This window comes from Staphylococcus lugdunensis (assembly GCF_002901705.1).
In the GTDB taxonomy this organism is placed as follows: Bacteria; Bacillota; Bacilli; order Staphylococcales; family Staphylococcaceae; genus Staphylococcus; species Staphylococcus lugdunensis.
Map to the genome: position 1 here is coordinate 263,246 of NZ_PPPV01000012.1, position 15,664 is coordinate 278,909.

Below are 15,664 nucleotides of genomic sequence, written 5' to 3' on the forward strand. Positions count from 1 at the left end.
AAATTATGGGTATTATAAAAAAATATTTTATGCCGAATTCATATGTGAAATCGGTATTTGAAATTGATATAGATAAACTTGCAAAATCCGGAGTTAAAGGTATTATTACAGATTTAGATAATACACTAGTAGGCTGGGATGTAAAAACACCTACTATAGAAATCAAAGAGTGGTTTAGAAAAGCAAGTGAAGCTGGAATTACAATCACTATTGTTTCAAACAACAATGAGCAACGTGTTGCTAGTTTTTCAAAAGATTTAGATGTTGATTTTATTTTTAAAGCTCGTAAACCAATGGGTAAAGCATTTAAAAAGGCATTAAAGTATATGAATATACAAGCCGAAGAAGCTGTAGTTGTCGGCGATCAAATGTTGACTGATGTCTTTGGTGGCAATCGCAATGGTTTGTATACAATCATGGTAGTTCCAGTTAAACGAACAGATGGATTTATAACTAAATTTAATAGAATTATCGAAAGACGACTCTTAAACCACTTCAAAAATAAGGGCTATATCTCATGGGAGGAAAATTGATTGACTGAGACTTTAAAATGTATTGGTTGCGGTGCACCATTGCAATCCGAAAATAAAAACGCGCCTGGTTATGTACCAGAACACAATTTATTTCGCGAAGATGTAATTTGTCGACGATGCTTTAGATTGAAAAACTATAATGAAGTACAAGATGTAGGAATGAATAGTGAAGATTTTTTAAATTTATTAAATGGTCTATCTAATCGCTCGGGTATCATTGTTAATGTTGTAGATATTTTTGATTTTGAGGGGTCTTTTATTAATGCCTTAAAACGCATTGTAGGTAATAAAAAAATCATACTCGTTGCTAATAAATTAGACTTATTGCCGAAACAAATTAATCATCGTCGTATGAAAGAATGGTTAAAACGCTCAGCAAAAAAATATGGTTTAGAAGCTGAAGAAGTTGTGCTAATTTCTGCTGAAAAAGGGTGGGGAATTGAAGACTTATTAACAGCTATTAATCAAAACCGTGACCATGATGATGTTTATATTGTAGGTACGACAAATGTGGGTAAATCGACACTAATTAATAAATTAATTGAGTTAAGTGTTGGTGAAAAGGATGTTGTTACAACTTCTAGGTTCCCAGGCACAACATTAGATATGATTGATATTCCATTAGATGAAACATCATTTATGTATGATACACCTGGCATTATTCAAGAACATCAAATGACACATTTAGTTACTGAAAAAGAATTGAAAACGATTATACCCAAAAAAGAAATTAAACAACGTGTATACCAATTAAATGAATCACAAACATTATTTTTAGGGGGACTCGCTCGAATTGATTATGTTTCAGGTGGAAAAAGACCACTCATTTGCTTCTTTTCAAATGATTTAAATATACACCGCACTAAAACAGTAAAAGCCAATGAGTTATGGAAAAACCAATTAGGTGATTTACTCACACCCCCAAATAATGTTTCAAATTTCAATCTGAAAGATATAAAGGCTGTGCGCTTAGAAACAGGAAAAGAAAAACGAGACATTATGATATCTGGGTTAGGTTTTATTACGATTGATTCAGGTGCCAAAATCATTGTCAGAGTACCCAAAAACGTCGATGTAGTGTTAAGAAATTCAATTTTATAAGGTGTGATATTTATGAAATTTGCAGTTATCGGAGATCCGATTTCACATTCTTTATCGCCATTAATGCATAATGCTAACTTTAAAGCCCTTAATATGAGACATACGTATGAAGCTATTCATGTTCCAAGAGAACACTTTCATCATATTAAAGACATTATAGCCGAAAAGGAAATTGATGGTTTTAACGTGACAATACCTCACAAAGAAGCCATCATTCCATACTTAGATGTTATAGATGATACTGCTAAAAACATAGGAGCAGTGAATACCATTGCAATAAAACAAGGTAAATGGATTGGCTACAATACAGATGGTATAGGTTATGTAACTGGGTTAAAGCATATTTATCCTGATATTGAGCATGCCTACATATTGATACTAGGTGCTGGAGGTGCCAGTAAAGGCATTGCCCATGAACTTATAAAATACGTTGAACCTAAAATAACGGTAGCCAATCGGACAGCTAAACGTTTTGATTCATGGACTTTAGACGTAAATAAAATTTCGTTGGAAACCGCTGAACGACATTTAAATCAATTTGATATTATAATTAATACAACGCCTGTAGGTATGTCTCAAAGTAAAGCATCAGTTGTATCACTTTCAAATTTATCACCACAAACTTTAGTAAGTGACATTGTATATATACCTGCAAAAACACCATTTTTAGACCAAGCTGAACAAAATGGTAATCCGATATATAATGGCTTAGATATGTTTATATTACAAGGAGCAGCAAGTTTTAATATATGGACTGGCCAAACTGCAAACATAAATACAATGAAGCAAACAGTAATTAATAAACTAAAAGGAGCATCCTCATGTTAACTGGTAAACAAAAAAGATATTTAAGAAGTTTAGCACATAATACGGATCCAACATTTCAAATTGGCAAATCTGGAATAAATGAAAACATGTGTAACCAAATTAGCGATACATTAGAAAAAAGAGAACTTGTAAAAATTCATATTTTACAAAATAACTTTGATGATAAAAATGATTTAGCAATACAATTAGCTAGTTCAACTAAAAGCGAAGTCGTTCAAATAATCGGGTCAATGATTGTGTTATATAAAGAATCAGAAGAAAATAAGCACATCAATTTACCTTAAATGACTAAAAAAATTGTTTTATATGGCGGACAATTCAACCCGATACACACGGCGCATATGGTGGTTGCTACTGAAGTTTATCATTTTATCCAACCAGATCATTTTTATTTTTTACCTAGTTATATGTCACCATTAAAAGATCATAAACAACACCTTAACACAAAGCATAGAATAAAAATGATTCAACTTGTTATTGATATATTAGGTTTTGGAGAGATTTGCTATGAAGAGCTGGAACGCAAAGGAACAAGTTACACTTTCGATACGATACAATCTTTGATTAGTAAAAATCAAGATGCAGAATTTTATTTTGTCATTGGAACAGACCAATACAATCAACTTGAACAATGGCATAACATCAATCAGCTTAAAGAAATAATTACATTTGTTATCGTAAATAGAGATACGTCACATCAAATAGTTGATCCGTCAATGATTTCAATAGATATTCCTAGGATAGATATTAGTTCTACCATGATACGTAATCGAGTTCAAAACAATAAAAACATCCAAGTACTCGTTCCACCAAATGTAGAAAGCTATATCAGAGAGGAAGGATTATATGAAAATTAAAAAAGCTGTCAAACTAACAAAAGAAAAGTTACCTAAAAAACGTTTCGATCATTCTTTACGTGTTGCTGAAACTGCAGTGAAATTAGCAGAAATATATGATGGCGATGTTGCTAAAGCTGAATTAGCAGGTGTATTACATGACTACTGTAAATATGATGATTTAAGTTCCATGTATCAAGTTGTAAGACAATATGATTTGGATAATGATTTACTTAGTTATGGTGGTGAGATACTACATGGCCCTGTTTGTGCTGCGTTGATGAAAGCCAAATATGGTATTGAAGATGAAGAGGTATTATCAGCGATTCATTATCATACTACAGGTCGACAACACATGACTAAAACAGAAAAATTAGTATTTATTGCAGATTACATTGAACCTGGAAGAAAAACCCCAGGAGTTGAAGAAATTCGAGATATGGCATACAATCAAGGTAGCTTAGATAAAACAATTTATGAAATTTCTAAGCGAACAGTATTATTCTTAATTGACAAAGATATTACAGTGTATGGTGCAACGATAGCATGTTTAAACTATTATAACTATAGTGATCAAAGAATAAAGGATGATTAAATGAGCTCAGAACAATTGTTAACAATGACTGTCAAAGCGACAGAAAATAAGAAAGCTGAAGATATTGTTTCTCTAGATTTGAAGGGAATCAGTGATATGACTGACTATTTTGTTGTGTGTCACGGTAACAATGAACGACAAGTTCAATCCATTGCAAGAGCTGTTAAAGAAATGGCTCAAGAACAAGGTCTTAACTTAAAACGTATAGAGGGTTATGAAAGTGCACGCTGGATTTTAATAGATTTAGTCAATGTCGTTGTTCATGTATTCCATAAAGACGAAAGAAGCTATTATAATATTGAGAAACTATATCAAGATGCGCCAATAGAATCATATGGTCAGGCTGTATATTAAATGATGCAATATCAAGACATGAGTAATTTTTATGATTTATTTACTCAAGACCAACCATATGACTTGTGGTTCGATATTGTTCAACAACTATCTGTAAGTTTACCTTCAAATCCCAAAATACTTGATATCGGTTGTGGTACTGGGACTTTAACATCAATGCTAACAAATATTGGTGAAGTTACAGGTATGGATTTAAGCGTGGACATGTTAGCAATTGCAACACAAAAATCTAATCAAGTTCAATGGCTTGAAGGTGATATGACTGATTTTGATTTAAATCTTTCATTTGATTTAATAACAATATTTTGTGATTCATTAAATTATTTACCTGAAACGAATGATGTTACACAAACTTTTGCTAATATTTTCAATCATCTTTCCGATGATGGTATATTTATTTTTGATGTACATACACCATACAAAATGGAAACATTATTTAATAATCAGAATTATATAGAAGAACAAAATGATACTTTTCTAGCATGGCAAGCCTTCCGTGGAGAAGTACCATTAAGTGTTTATCATGAAATGACTTTCTTTAAGCTTAATAATCATAAAAATTATCAACGCTTTGACGAATCACATTATCAAAGAACTTTCGATGAAACACAGTATCGACTAATGTTGAAGCAAGCAGGTTTCAATCATATCAAAACTTTTACTGATTTTAATATGAATGAGCATTCAGATAACGGACTCAGATTGTTTTTTATCGTTCAAAAGTAATTTTTATAGCATAAGTAGTAAATATTAAGAATTTAAATAACAAACTCAAGTAAACTCACGCTTTCTATCGTTTATATCTTTAGAGAGGTGAGTTTTTTGTTTCAATGGAAGCAACAGTTGATAAACATATTTACTAGATGGAAATATTATTTTTTAATTGCGCTAGCTTGCATAATACTATTGATAGGTTATTTTTGTATTTCAGATGCATCAGCCTTCTGCAAACATGGATAATGACGGTGTCGCATTGATAGATAACGATCAACAACAAAATTCTAGCGTAAAAGAGTCTAAAGATCAGAAAAGAAAAGCATCAGATTCACAAAAGGGAACAGTTTTTGTCGATTTGAAGGGGGCTGTAGAACACCCAGATGTTTATGAAATGCCGTCAACAGCAAGAGTAAATGATTTAATCAAAAAAGCAAAGTTAAAATCAAACGCAGATATTTCACATATAAATCTGTCAGAAAAGCTTGTTGACCAAAAGATGATTTATATACCGACCAAAAATGAGCAATATGTATCAACTAATAACAATCAACAACCAACAAACTCAAATGAAACTATTCAAGGGCAAAGTCAAATCAATTTAAATACTGCTAATGAAGCATCACTTACAAAAGTTCCTGGTATCGGTCCTTCAAAAGCAAAAGAAATTTTAAATTACAAAGAACAGCACGGCCAATTTACCAGTGTTGATGAATTAAAAAAAATAAAAGGTATTGGTGAAAAAACATTTGAAAAATTAAAGCAATACTTTACTGTTTAAATTTTTCTATAATAATTAGGGCACACACTAGCAAGCGTGGAGTGATAACGCTTGACTACAGCCCCTGTTATGTATGACAATTTGTTTCCTTAATTACGAGGTTTAGACTGTTAGAAAGCGTTTTTCAATCGAGTGCGCAACGGGCGTAACGTAGCGAGTTTACTTTGCGTAAATGAGCAAGGCACACACTAGCAAACGTGGAGTGATAACGCTTGACTACGGTCTAAAAAAGATTGAAAAATAATAAACAACATATATACTAAAACCATAGAACTTAGCAAAGTACATCACGGAGGTAAAAAATGGAAAGAATAAAATGGGAAGAATACTTTATGGCTCAAAGCCATTTGTTAGCATTACGTTCAACTTGTCAACGTTTATCTGTAGGAGCAACGATTGTGAAAGATAATCGTATTATTGCTGGTGGATATAACGGCTCAGTAGCTGGAGAGGTTCACTGTATTGATGAAGGCTGTTTAATTGAAGATGGTCATTGTATACGTACAATTCATGCAGAAATGAACGCGTTATTACAGTGTGCGAAACAAGGTGTATCAACTGAAGGGGCAACGATTTATGTTACTCATTTTCCTTGCTTAAATTGTACAAAGTCAATTATTCAAGCAGGTATTACAACAATTTATTATGCTCAAGATTATCATAACCATGAATATGCAATACGTTTATTGGATCAATCTGGTATTACATACAAAAAGATTCCATTTTCTGCTGAATATGTAGCAAAATATTTAACACAGTCGTGATTTAAGTGTTTTATATTGCATTAGCATTTCTTGCCGGAGCACTTTGGTATTCTAATTTTTATATTTCACTATTAATTTTTGTATGCTTACTTTATTTTGTTGCTATTAAAAGGTTAACACTTATTTGTTTTGTGCTTTCAATTTTCATTTCAATATTAAGCTACAATATCTATAGCAACCTTAACAATTCAATCAAAGAGCAGGAGATTTTTAATAAACATCATGAGCAAATCTCAGCATTTGCTCATGTCACATCAGCCATTGTCCAAAATAACGATTTTATTAAAGGACATCTTATAGTCTATAATCGAGAATATAATTATATTTACTATATTAAAAAACAAGATAAAGGTAAGTATATTCACAAGTTAAAACATTACACTTGCAAAATAAACGGCAATCTTACTCATTCAGAATCTCAAAATGCCCTTCTTGTAGTAAAAAGCATAGATTTTAAAAGCTGTAAAATAAATTCAAATCCTAATTTCATTCAACGTCACATTGATTTTATTAATAATCAGATTGTTCATTCAGGTACAAAATATCCATACCGCATTATCGCCTTAATAACTGGAGATACTTCTCAATTAAACAGTACTATAAAAGACGCTGTTAAGGACATAGGTATATATCATCTTTTAGCTGTGAGTGGCTCCCATGTTGCTGTAATCACATTGATTATTTACCAATCGCTAGTAAGATGGAATACACCACTTATTACTATTAAATTACTTTGTGTCTGCATTTTAGTTATTTTTGCTGTTGAAACTCAGTTTGCACCAAGTGCACTAAGATCAATTATTGCTATGATAATTATATTATTTAAGCCAAAAAGGACCTCACTATCAGGCCTAAATATATTAGCTTTCGTCTTTTTATTACTCCTTATCGTACAACCTGATTTTTTATATGATATCGGATTCCAATTTTCTTTCTTAATTTCGCTTTTTCTTATATTAGCACAGCCATCAATTCATCATCTGTCAAGATTAAAGGCCTTTTTTGTAATCACATATATTGCACAGTTAGGCGCATTACTTATACAAATTTACCATTTTAACCAAGTTCAATGGATTGGCATTTTGACAAACTTAATTTTCGTACCTCTATATTCCTTTATTTATTTTCCTTTAACTCTATTTTTCTTTTTAATCTCTCACATTTTCATAAATATTAAATTATTAAATTTCATCATCGATTATTTATTTGCTTTACATGACCAATTAGTATATTTCTTTTTAAAACTAAATAATTACCAATGGAACATTCCACAATTAAGTAATATGACTATAATGTTTTTAAGTATCTTAGTGATTTTAAGTTTCATCATTTTCATTCACAAAAAGTATATTCAGTCTTTAGCACTTATAATTTTAAGTTTAATCATTGTAAGCTATACTGCACATAGTCACGTACCTACATTAACTAGCTTTGACGTTGGCCAAGGTGATAGCTTGCTGTATCAAACATCAAGAAATCATAATATACTTATCGATACAGGGGGAAAAACAGCACAAAATCATTCTACAATTACACATAATATTGCCAAATATCATATTATCCCATCATTAAAAAAACGTGGCGTATCCAAATTAGATGAAGTCATTATTACACATCCACACGTTGATCATATGGGTGAATTAACTTATCTTATGCAGCATATTAGAATCAAACAACTAGTAATAAATAGTAAAAGCTTTCCTATTTCTCAATTAAATGTGATAAAAAAATGGTGTTCAAAATACAATATAATACTGATTAATGCTGATCATATCAACACTATGCACTTTGATGATTCAACAATTCAATTTTTGAGAAGTTATATTTATGACAGTCAAGATAAAAACGAACAGTCTATTGTTTTATTAATCAAATACCATTACAAAACGATATTGCTAATGGGCGACGCTAGTCAACGTAATGAAAAAATACTTATGAAAAAGTACCATTTACCTCACATAGATATTTTGAAAGTAGGGCATCATGGCAGCAAAACGAGTAGCTCTATGATATTTTTAAAACAAATTCAACCTAAAATAAGTATTATTTCTAGCGGTAAACATAACAAATATCATCATCCATCTATAGAAACTATTCATAAATTATTATCTATACACAGTAAATTATTTAATACGCAAGATAAAGGCGAAATCAGTGTGTCACTTGATTCCAAATTAACGATAAAATTAAATCATGGTAATCACTAGAGCTAAAAGATATATCAATGCTATAATTATAAGATACCTTACATAAATGAATAAGGAGATATAAGCATGCCTCAAAACTTAATTGCCGTCTATGGTGATGTTCCAGAATTAGTGGAAAAACAAAGCTTAGAAATCATTCAAACATATCTACAACAAGAAAGAGATGATTTTAATTTTGTGAAATTTAATTTATACGAACATGATATATCGACTATTATTGAAGAAACACTGACATTACCTTTCTTTTCAGAAAAAAAGGCTATCTTAGTTAAAAATGCTTATGTATTTACAGGAGAAAAAGTTCCAAAAGATTTATCAACAAACACTGATAAATTATTAGAATTTATTGATAAATATGATGGTGACAATCTTATTATTTTTGAAGTATACCAAAACAAATTAGATGAACGAAAAAAGTTAACAAAAGCGCTTAAAAAGCATGGACAAATTAAAAAAATTGAACAAATGTCAGAAGAAGATATAAAAAATTGGATTCAGCAACAATTACACGAAAATTATAAAGACATTAAACAAGATGCTTTAAATCTATTTATTGAATTGACAGGAATTAATTTTAACATTGTGCAACAAGAGTTGGAAAAGCTAATGTTGTTCATAGGGGATAGACCAACAATCAATAAACAGGATGTCAGCATGATTATCAATCGTAGTTTAGAACAGAATGTCTTTTTGCTCACTGAATACATTCAAAAGAATCAAAAACAAAAAGCAATAAATTTAGTTAAAGATTTAATTATTATGAAAGAAGAACCAATTAAATTACTCGCATTAATTACTAGTAACTACCGTCTTTATTATCAATGTAAAATATTAAGCCAAAAAGGATATAGCGCACAGCAAATTGCCAAAACGGTGAATGCACATCCATATCGCGTTAAATTAGCATTAGGACAAATACGACACTATCAATTGAATGATATTTTGGATATTATTAATGCTTGTGCTGAAACTGACTATAAGCTTAAATCTTCATATATGGATAAACAACTTATACTAGAGTTATTTATTCTTTCTATTTAAAAATAAAAAACAGTCTGGAAATGATATCCAGACTGTTAATTTAATATTTACTTTGCACTCATGAGTTGAGATTTAATTCGATCAGCTTTGTTTGAGTGGATTAAATTACTTTGAGCAGATTTATCAACTAATTTAATTGCAAAATTAACTAATTCTGCTTTGTTGTCAGCATTTGAAGCAATAGCTGCTTTAGCATTTTTTACTGCTGTACGCATCGCATTTTTTTGAGAAATATTACGTTCTTCAGCTGTTTGAGTTGTTTTCACACGTTTAACTGCAGATTTGATGTTTGGCATTACTGTCACCTCCTAAAAGTGAAGTTATCTTATCAAATTATATTTGATTGCAACAAGAAATATTTTATCAAAACTACTATGTTTGTGCAATCATTAATTGACCCTTGCGGAATTAAAACAGATATTTTACTTATTTATATTGGAATGCGTAATAGAACACTTTATAATTATACTATAAATAAAAATGATAAAAATTACTTGAGCTCATATATTTATCGATCAATTGCATGACCTTTAAAATTGAAGCATTTCAATTTCTGAAAAGACATATTTGCAAATGAATGTTAAAAACGTTATTATGTCAAAGATGTATACATATAAGGGTTAAATTTATGAAAGTGAGAAGGATTAATATAATGGATAAGCAAAATCGCTATGATAGAAGGGAAAACATCCGAAATTTCTCTATTATCGCACATATAGATCACGGCAAATCTACGTTAGCAGACAGAATATTAGAAAATACTAAATCTGTTGAATCTCGTGATATGCAAGACCAATTATTAGATTCTATGGATTTAGAAAGAGAACGTGGTATCACAATTAAATTAAATGCTGTACGGTTAAAATATGATGCTAAAGATGGACAGACTTATACTTTCCATCTTATTGATACACCAGGACATGTCGATTTCACATATGAAGTTTCTCGTTCACTTGCAGCATGCGAAGGTGCAATTTTAGTTGTAGACGCAGCTCAAGGAATTGAAGCACAAACTTTGGCCAATGTCTATCTTGCTTTAGACAATGATTTAGAATTATTGCCAGTAGTAAATAAAATTGATTTACCTGCCGCGGAACCTGAACGTGTGAAACAAGAATTAGAAGATGTTATTGGTTTAGATAAGGACGATGTTGTTTTAGCAAGTGCAAAATCAAACATTGGAATCGAAGATATATTAGAAAAAATTGTAGACGTCATACCACCACCAGATGGCGATCCAGAAGCACCATTAAAAGCACTTATTTTTGATTCTGAATATGATCCATACCGCGGAGTTATTTCGTCTATTCGTGTGATTGACGGTGTTGTAAAAGCTGGAGACCGTATTAAAATGATGGCAACTGGCAAGGAATTTGAAGTTACCGAAGTTGGAATTAACACACCTAAACAATTACCGATTGAAGAATTAACAGTTGGCGATGTCGGTTATATCATTGCGTCGATTAAAAACGTAGATGATTCTCGTGTGGGTGATACCATTACGCTTGCAAATAATCCAGCCGAACAACCATTAAAAGGGTATAAAAAAATGAATCCTATGGTTTATTGTGGATTGTTCCCAATAGATAATAGAGATTACAACGATTTACGTGAAGCTTTAGAAAAATTGCAGTTAAATGATGCGTCATTAGAGTTTGAACCAGAATCATCTCAAGCATTAGGATTTGGATATCGTACTGGCTTTTTAGGTATGTTGCATATGGAAATCATTCAAGAACGTATAGAACGCGAATTTGGCATAGAATTAATTGCCACTGCACCTTCAGTAATCTATCAATGTTTGATGAAAGATGGTTCTAAAGTGACTGTAGATAACCCAGCACAAATGCCTGAACGTGATCGTATTGAAAGTATATACGAACCCTATGTAAGAGCCACGATGATGGTACCAAATGACTATGTAGGTGCTGTAATGGAGCTGTGTCAACGGAAACGTGGACAATTTATTAATATGGATTATTTAGACGATATTCGCGTTAATATCGTGTATGAAATACCATTATCAGAAGTAGTATTCGATTTCTTTGACCAATTAAAGTCTAATACAAAAGGCTACGCTTCTTTCGATTATGAATTCATTGAAAACAAAGAAAGCAACCTTGTTAAAATGGATATTTTACTCAACGGTGATAAGGTTGATGCATTAAGCTTTATTGTCCATCGAGACTTTGCTTACGAGCGAGGTAAAGCTCTAGTTGAAAAGTTGAAAACATTAATCCCTAGACAGCAATTTGAAGTCCCTGTACAAGCTGCAATCGGTCAAAAAATTATTGCGCGTACGAACATTAAATCTATGGGTAAAAATGTGTTATCCAAATGTTATGGCGGGGACATTAGCCGTAAGCGTAAATTATTAGAAAAACAAAAAGCAGGTAAAGCTAAAATGAAAGCAGTGGGTAACGTTGAAATACCACAAGATGCTTTCCTAGCCGTCTTAAAAATGGATGATGAATAATGAAAATAGAGGTCAAGATACAAGAACACATACGTTTAAAGTTAAATAACGTTTCCACATTCGACGCTAACGTGGTCTTCAATTGAACTGAAGTAATAACGTTATTAGCTTTAGCAATAGATGTTTTTTGTCTTAGCCTCTATTTCGTTTGATTACTATGATAAAGTAGAGAAGGTGGCAAAATGACAATAAATAGTGCTTATATCCATATCCCATTTTGCGTAAGAATTTGCACCTACTGTGATTTTAATAAATATTTTATAGCAAAACAGCCAGTTGATGACTATTTAGATGCTTTAATAAAGGAAATGCATACAAGACTTAATCCAAATATTGAAACAATGTATGTTGGTGGCGGAACTCCAACTGCCTTAAATATTAAACAGTTAGAAAAGTTATTAAAAGCGATTAATAAGTTATTTACAATTTCAGGTGAATATACGTTCGAAGCTAATCCCGATGAATTAACCTTTCAAAAAGTTAAATTACTAAAAGATTACGGCGTAAATCGCATTTCAATGGGCGTACAAACATTTAAACCTGAACTATTAACAATTTTAGGACGTACACATAATACACAAGACATCTATCAAGCTGTTGACTATGCAAACAAGGTGGACATTTCTTCCATAAGTTTAGACTTAATGTATCATCTGCCACAACAAACTTTAGACGACTTTAAAGATAGTATAGAACGAGCGCTTAGTATGGATATAAATCATATCTCGAGTTATGGTTTGATTTTAGAACCAAAAACTCAATTTTATAACTTATATCGTAAGGGAAAACTAAAATTACCAAATGAAGATTTAGGCGCTGATATGTATCAGTATTTAATGCATCGTTTAAATCACTCAAAGTTTCAGCAATATGAAATATCGAACTTTGCTGAAAAAGGTCATGCTTCTACGCACAATATGACCTATTGGAAAAACGAGGAATACTATGGTTTTGGCGCCGGTGCAAGTGGCTATGTAAATGGCAAAAGATATACCAATGTTAATCCAGTAAATCACTATATCAAAGCAGTACAAGCTGATAAACCTCCAATATTATCTTTCACAATACCTACAATCAAAGAACAAATGGAAGAAGAAATGTTTTTAGGTTTAAGAATGAATAAGGGCGTTAATATTATCCGTTTCAAACAAAAATTTGACCAATCCATTTATCAAGTCTTTGGTCAAACAATTCATGATTTAAGTCAAAAGGAATTAATTAAACAAAATAGTAACTATTTCGCATTAACTGAACGCGGAAAAGTCATTGGTAATGAAGTATTTGAAGCATTTTTATTAAGCTAAAAATTTTTTTACAAATCCAAGCCTTTAACATTGACTTACTTTGACCAATTTGATAAATTATAATTAGCACTTGGAAGAAAAGAGTGCTAATGAGGTGGAAACATGATTACTGATAGACAATTAAGCATATTAAATGCGATTGTTGAAGATTATGTTGATTTTGGACAACCAATTGGTTCTAAAACCTTAATTGAAAATCATCATCTTGATGTTAGTCCGGCAACCATTAGAAATGAAATGAAATTTTTAGAGGATTTAAACTTCATTGAGAAGACACATACCTCATCTGGACGTATTCCATCTGAAGAAGGTTTTAGATTTTATGTTAATCAATTATTAGAAGATACATCTCATCAAACGTTTAAAAAAGAACAACGTTTTCATCAATTGTTGATTGAAAATCACTACGATATTTCATCGGCATTGAGTTATTTTGCAAATGAGTTGTCAACTGAATCTCAATACGCAACTTTGGTTATTCGTCCAAATCACAAACTGGATGTACTAAATAAAGTTCATTTGATTCAAGCTAACCCATTACTTGTTATTCTTATTATGATTTTTTCATCAGGTCATGTAGAAAATGTTCATATTGCAACTAAAGATAAATTATCTAGTGCTCGATTGGTTCAAATTTCAAGTTTTATTAGTGATTATTTTAATCGCCAGCGCACTTTTAATTTAATGGCCGAGTTAAACCGATTTTCGCAGTCAGATAGCGAAAAGAACTTTATTATTAAAGTCATAACAATGATGAGGCAACATATTCATAAACAAAGTAATAGCATTTACATGGGTGGAAAGGTTAAACTAATCAATACGTTAAATGAAACGAATGTTTCATCAATTCAACCTATTCTACAATATATTGAATCAAATCGAATTATGGAACTTTTAGATGATTTTGCAAACTCTCAAGTAGATGTCAAAATTGGCAAGGAGATTGACGCAAATCTGAGCGATATTTCAATTATTGCAAGTGACTATCACTTCGATGATTCGCTCAAAGGTCAGATTGCTGTTATTGGACCAACAGCAATGCATTATCAAAATGTAATTCAATTACTTAGTAGAATTTGGTAGTAATTTGGATTATTTCGGAGGGCAGAAAATGGCAGAAGAAAAAGAATCAGTGAAACAAAATAATGCTGAAGAAGTAGAACAAACAGATCACACTGTTAATGCTACGGAAACTGACGATGAAGCAAGTCAAGCTGATCAAAGTTCAGAACAGAATCAACAAGAAGAAGCAAACAATGAATCTGAAAAAATTGATTCACAAGAAGAAAAAATTAACGAGCTAGAACAATTAGCTAATGATAATGAAGAAAAATATTTGAGATTATATGCAGAGTTTGAAAATTATAAACGTCGTATTCAAAAAGAAAATGAAACAAATCGTGCATACAAAGCTCAAAGCGTGTTAACCGATATTTTACCTACGATTGATAACATTGAACGTGCATTACAAATTGAAGGTAATGATGAATCATTTAAATCGCTGCAAAAAGGTGTTCAAATGGTTCATGAAAGCTTATTAAGAGCTTTAAAAGACAATGGTCTTGAAGTGATTGAAACTGAAGGTCAAACATTTGATCCTAATGTGCACCAAGCTGTAGTTCAAGATGATAATCCAGATTATGAATCTGGTGAAATTACTCAAGAACTGCAAAAGGGGTACAAATTGAAAGACCGCGTATTAAGACCATCAATGGTTAAAGTAAATCAATAAAACGTTGACGAAAATAACCAAATATATTACAAAACGAACATTGGAGGAATTTTATTATGAGTAAAGTAATTGGAATCGACTTAGGTACAACAAATTCATGTGTCGCTATTTTAGAAGGTGACGAGCCTAAAGTAATTCAAAATCCTGAAGGTGCCCGCACAACACCATCTGTTGTTGCATTTAAAAACGGTGAAACACAAGTTGGTGAAGTTGCAAAACGTCAAGCAATCACTAACCCAAATACTGTTCAATCAATTAAACGTCACATGGGTTCAGATTATAAAGTAGATATTGAAGGAAAATCATACACACCTCAAGAAATTTCAGCTATGATTTTACAAAACTTAAAAAATACGGCTGAAAGTTATTTAGGAGAAAAAGTTGATAAAGCAGTAATT

The 15,664-nt window shown here is 31.4% G+C and carries 18 protein-coding genes; 17 read left to right on the top strand and 1 reads right to left on the bottom strand.

Annotated features, from left to right (window positions below; genetic code table 11):
* Positions 1-5: 5 nt before the first annotated feature.
* The 12 genes from CD041_RS01990 (at position 6) to holA (ending at position 9,754) form a co-directional block, all read left to right on the top strand.
* Positions 6-533, top strand: a complete 528-nt coding sequence (locus CD041_RS01990; protein WP_002458961.1) for a YqeG family HAD IIIA-type phosphatase — start codon at positions 6-8, stop codon at positions 531-533.
* Positions 534-1,634: a ribosome biogenesis GTPase YqeH gene (gene yqeH, locus CD041_RS01995; RefSeq protein WP_080606563.1), complete on the top strand. Its 1,101-nt coding sequence runs from the start codon at positions 534-536 to the stop codon at positions 1,632-1,634.
* A 12-nt stretch (positions 1,635-1,646) separates the two neighbouring features.
* Positions 1,647-2,462: a shikimate dehydrogenase gene (aroE, locus tag CD041_RS02000; protein WP_002458963.1), complete on the top strand. Its 816-nt coding sequence runs from the start codon at positions 1,647-1,649 to the stop codon at positions 2,460-2,462.
* Complete coding sequence (gene yhbY / locus CD041_RS02005) at positions 2,456-2,746, top strand: ribosome assembly RNA-binding protein YhbY (protein WP_002478102.1); 291 nt, start codon at positions 2,456-2,458, stop codon at positions 2,744-2,746. The genes aroE and yhbY overlap by 7 nt, the downstream gene beginning before the upstream one ends.
* Complete coding sequence (locus tag CD041_RS02010) at positions 2,747-3,319, top strand: nicotinate-nucleotide adenylyltransferase (protein ID WP_002458965.1); 573 nt, start codon at positions 2,747-2,749, stop codon at positions 3,317-3,319.
* Positions 3,309-3,893, top strand: a complete 585-nt coding sequence (gene yqeK, locus CD041_RS02015; RefSeq protein ID WP_002458966.1) for a bis(5'-nucleosyl)-tetraphosphatase (symmetrical) YqeK — start codon at positions 3,309-3,311, stop codon at positions 3,891-3,893. The genes CD041_RS02010 and yqeK overlap by 11 nt, the downstream gene beginning before the upstream one ends.
* Complete coding sequence (rsfS, locus tag CD041_RS02020; protein WP_070648453.1) at positions 3,894-4,247, top strand: ribosome silencing factor; 354 nt, start codon at positions 3,894-3,896, stop codon at positions 4,245-4,247.
* On the top strand, positions 4,248-4,973 hold the full coding sequence (locus CD041_RS02025) for a class I SAM-dependent DNA methyltransferase (protein ID WP_070648456.1): 726 nt from the start codon (positions 4,248-4,250) through the stop codon (positions 4,971-4,973).
* 205 nt (positions 4,974-5,178) lie between these two features.
* Positions 5,179-5,742, top strand: a complete 564-nt coding sequence (locus CD041_RS02030; RefSeq protein WP_051490858.1) for a helix-hairpin-helix domain-containing protein — start codon at positions 5,179-5,181, stop codon at positions 5,740-5,742.
* Between the two features lie 302 nt (positions 5,743-6,044).
* Positions 6,045-6,506, top strand: coding sequence for a ComE operon protein 2 (locus CD041_RS02035; protein WP_002458970.1), 462 nt, complete (start codon positions 6,045-6,047; stop codon positions 6,504-6,506).
* A gap of 5 nt (positions 6,507-6,511) precedes the next feature.
* Entirely contained in the window at positions 6,512-8,713 is a 2,202-nt protein-coding gene (locus CD041_RS02040; RefSeq protein WP_062077686.1) for a DNA internalization-related competence protein ComEC/Rec2, read from the top strand.
* A 66-nt stretch (positions 8,714-8,779) separates the two neighbouring features.
* Positions 8,780-9,754, top strand: a complete 975-nt coding sequence (gene holA, locus CD041_RS02045) for a DNA polymerase III subunit delta (protein ID WP_002478106.1) — start codon at positions 8,780-8,782, stop codon at positions 9,752-9,754.
* Between the two features lie 47 nt (positions 9,755-9,801).
* Here holA and rpsT read toward each other — a convergent pair whose 3' ends face one another.
* Positions 9,802-10,050 (bottom strand): 30S ribosomal protein S20, encoded by a 249-nt coding sequence (rpsT, locus tag CD041_RS02050; protein WP_002458974.1) that lies wholly within the window; start codon positions 10,048-10,050, stop codon positions 9,802-9,804.
* A 356-nt stretch (positions 10,051-10,406) separates the two neighbouring features.
* Between rpsT and lepA the strand changes: the two genes are divergently transcribed.
* The 5 genes from lepA to CD041_RS12255 form a co-directional block, all read left to right on the top strand.
* Positions 10,407-12,230 carry a translation elongation factor 4 gene (gene lepA / locus CD041_RS02055; protein WP_002478107.1) on the top strand — a complete coding sequence of 608 codons (1,824 nt, stop codon included), beginning with the start codon at positions 10,407-10,409 and terminating at the stop codon, positions 12,228-12,230.
* A 182-nt stretch (positions 12,231-12,412) separates the two neighbouring features.
* On the top strand, positions 12,413-13,534 hold the full coding sequence (gene hemW / locus CD041_RS02060; protein ID WP_062077684.1) for a radical SAM family heme chaperone HemW: 1,122 nt from the start codon (positions 12,413-12,415) through the stop codon (positions 13,532-13,534).
* A 102-nt stretch (positions 13,535-13,636) separates the two neighbouring features.
* Positions 13,637-14,617 (top strand): heat-inducible transcriptional repressor HrcA, encoded by a 981-nt coding sequence (gene hrcA / locus CD041_RS02065; protein WP_070544800.1) that lies wholly within the window; start codon positions 13,637-13,639, stop codon positions 14,615-14,617.
* Between the two features lie 28 nt (positions 14,618-14,645).
* Positions 14,646-15,266: a nucleotide exchange factor GrpE gene (grpE, locus tag CD041_RS02070; RefSeq protein ID WP_070648459.1), complete on the top strand. Its 621-nt coding sequence runs from the start codon at positions 14,646-14,648 to the stop codon at positions 15,264-15,266.
* A 56-nt stretch (positions 15,267-15,322) separates the two neighbouring features.
* Positions 15,323-15,664 (top strand): Hsp70 family protein (locus CD041_RS12255; RefSeq protein WP_258027195.1); only part of this gene is annotated, 342 nt, incomplete at its 3' end.

What these genes read in the sequence shown, in the direction of transcription:
- CD041_RS02035 (WP_002458970.1), top strand. Translation starts at nt 6,045, where the DNA reads ATGGAAAGAATAAAATGGGAAGAATACTTTATGGCTCAAAGCCATTTG.
- aroE (WP_002458963.1), top strand. Translation starts at nt 1,647, where the DNA reads ATGAAATTTGCAGTTATCGGAGATCCGATTTCACATTCTTTATCGCCA.
- rsfS (WP_070648453.1), top strand. Translation starts at nt 3,894, where the DNA reads ATGAGCTCAGAACAATTGTTAACAATGACTGTCAAAGCGACAGAAAAT.
- yqeK (WP_002458966.1), top strand. Translation starts at nt 3,309, where the DNA reads ATGAAAATTAAAAAAGCTGTCAAACTAACAAAAGAAAAGTTACCTAAA.
- rpsT (WP_002458974.1), bottom strand. Translation starts at nt 10,050, where the DNA reads ATGCCAAACATCAAATCTGCAGTTAAACGTGTGAAAACAACTCAAACA.
- CD041_RS02025 (WP_070648456.1), top strand. Translation starts at nt 4,248, where the DNA reads ATGATGCAATATCAAGACATGAGTAATTTTTATGATTTATTTACTCAA.
- holA (WP_002478106.1), top strand. Translation starts at nt 8,780, where the DNA reads ATGCCTCAAAACTTAATTGCCGTCTATGGTGATGTTCCAGAATTAGTG.
- CD041_RS02010 (WP_002458965.1), top strand. Translation starts at nt 2,747, where the DNA reads ATGACTAAAAAAATTGTTTTATATGGCGGACAATTCAACCCGATACAC.
- yhbY (WP_002478102.1), top strand. Translation starts at nt 2,456, where the DNA reads ATGTTAACTGGTAAACAAAAAAGATATTTAAGAAGTTTAGCACATAAT.
- hrcA (WP_070544800.1), top strand. Translation starts at nt 13,637, where the DNA reads ATGATTACTGATAGACAATTAAGCATATTAAATGCGATTGTTGAAGAT.
- lepA (WP_002478107.1), top strand. Translation starts at nt 10,407, where the DNA reads ATGGATAAGCAAAATCGCTATGATAGAAGGGAAAACATCCGAAATTTC.
- hemW (WP_062077684.1), top strand. Translation starts at nt 12,413, where the DNA reads ATGACAATAAATAGTGCTTATATCCATATCCCATTTTGCGTAAGAATT.
- grpE (WP_070648459.1), top strand. Translation starts at nt 14,646, where the DNA reads ATGGCAGAAGAAAAAGAATCAGTGAAACAAAATAATGCTGAAGAAGTA.
- CD041_RS02030 (WP_051490858.1), top strand. Translation starts at nt 5,179, where the DNA reads ATGCATCAGCCTTCTGCAAACATGGATAATGACGGTGTCGCATTGATA.
- CD041_RS01990 (WP_002458961.1), top strand. Translation starts at nt 6, where the DNA reads ATGGGTATTATAAAAAAATATTTTATGCCGAATTCATATGTGAAATCG.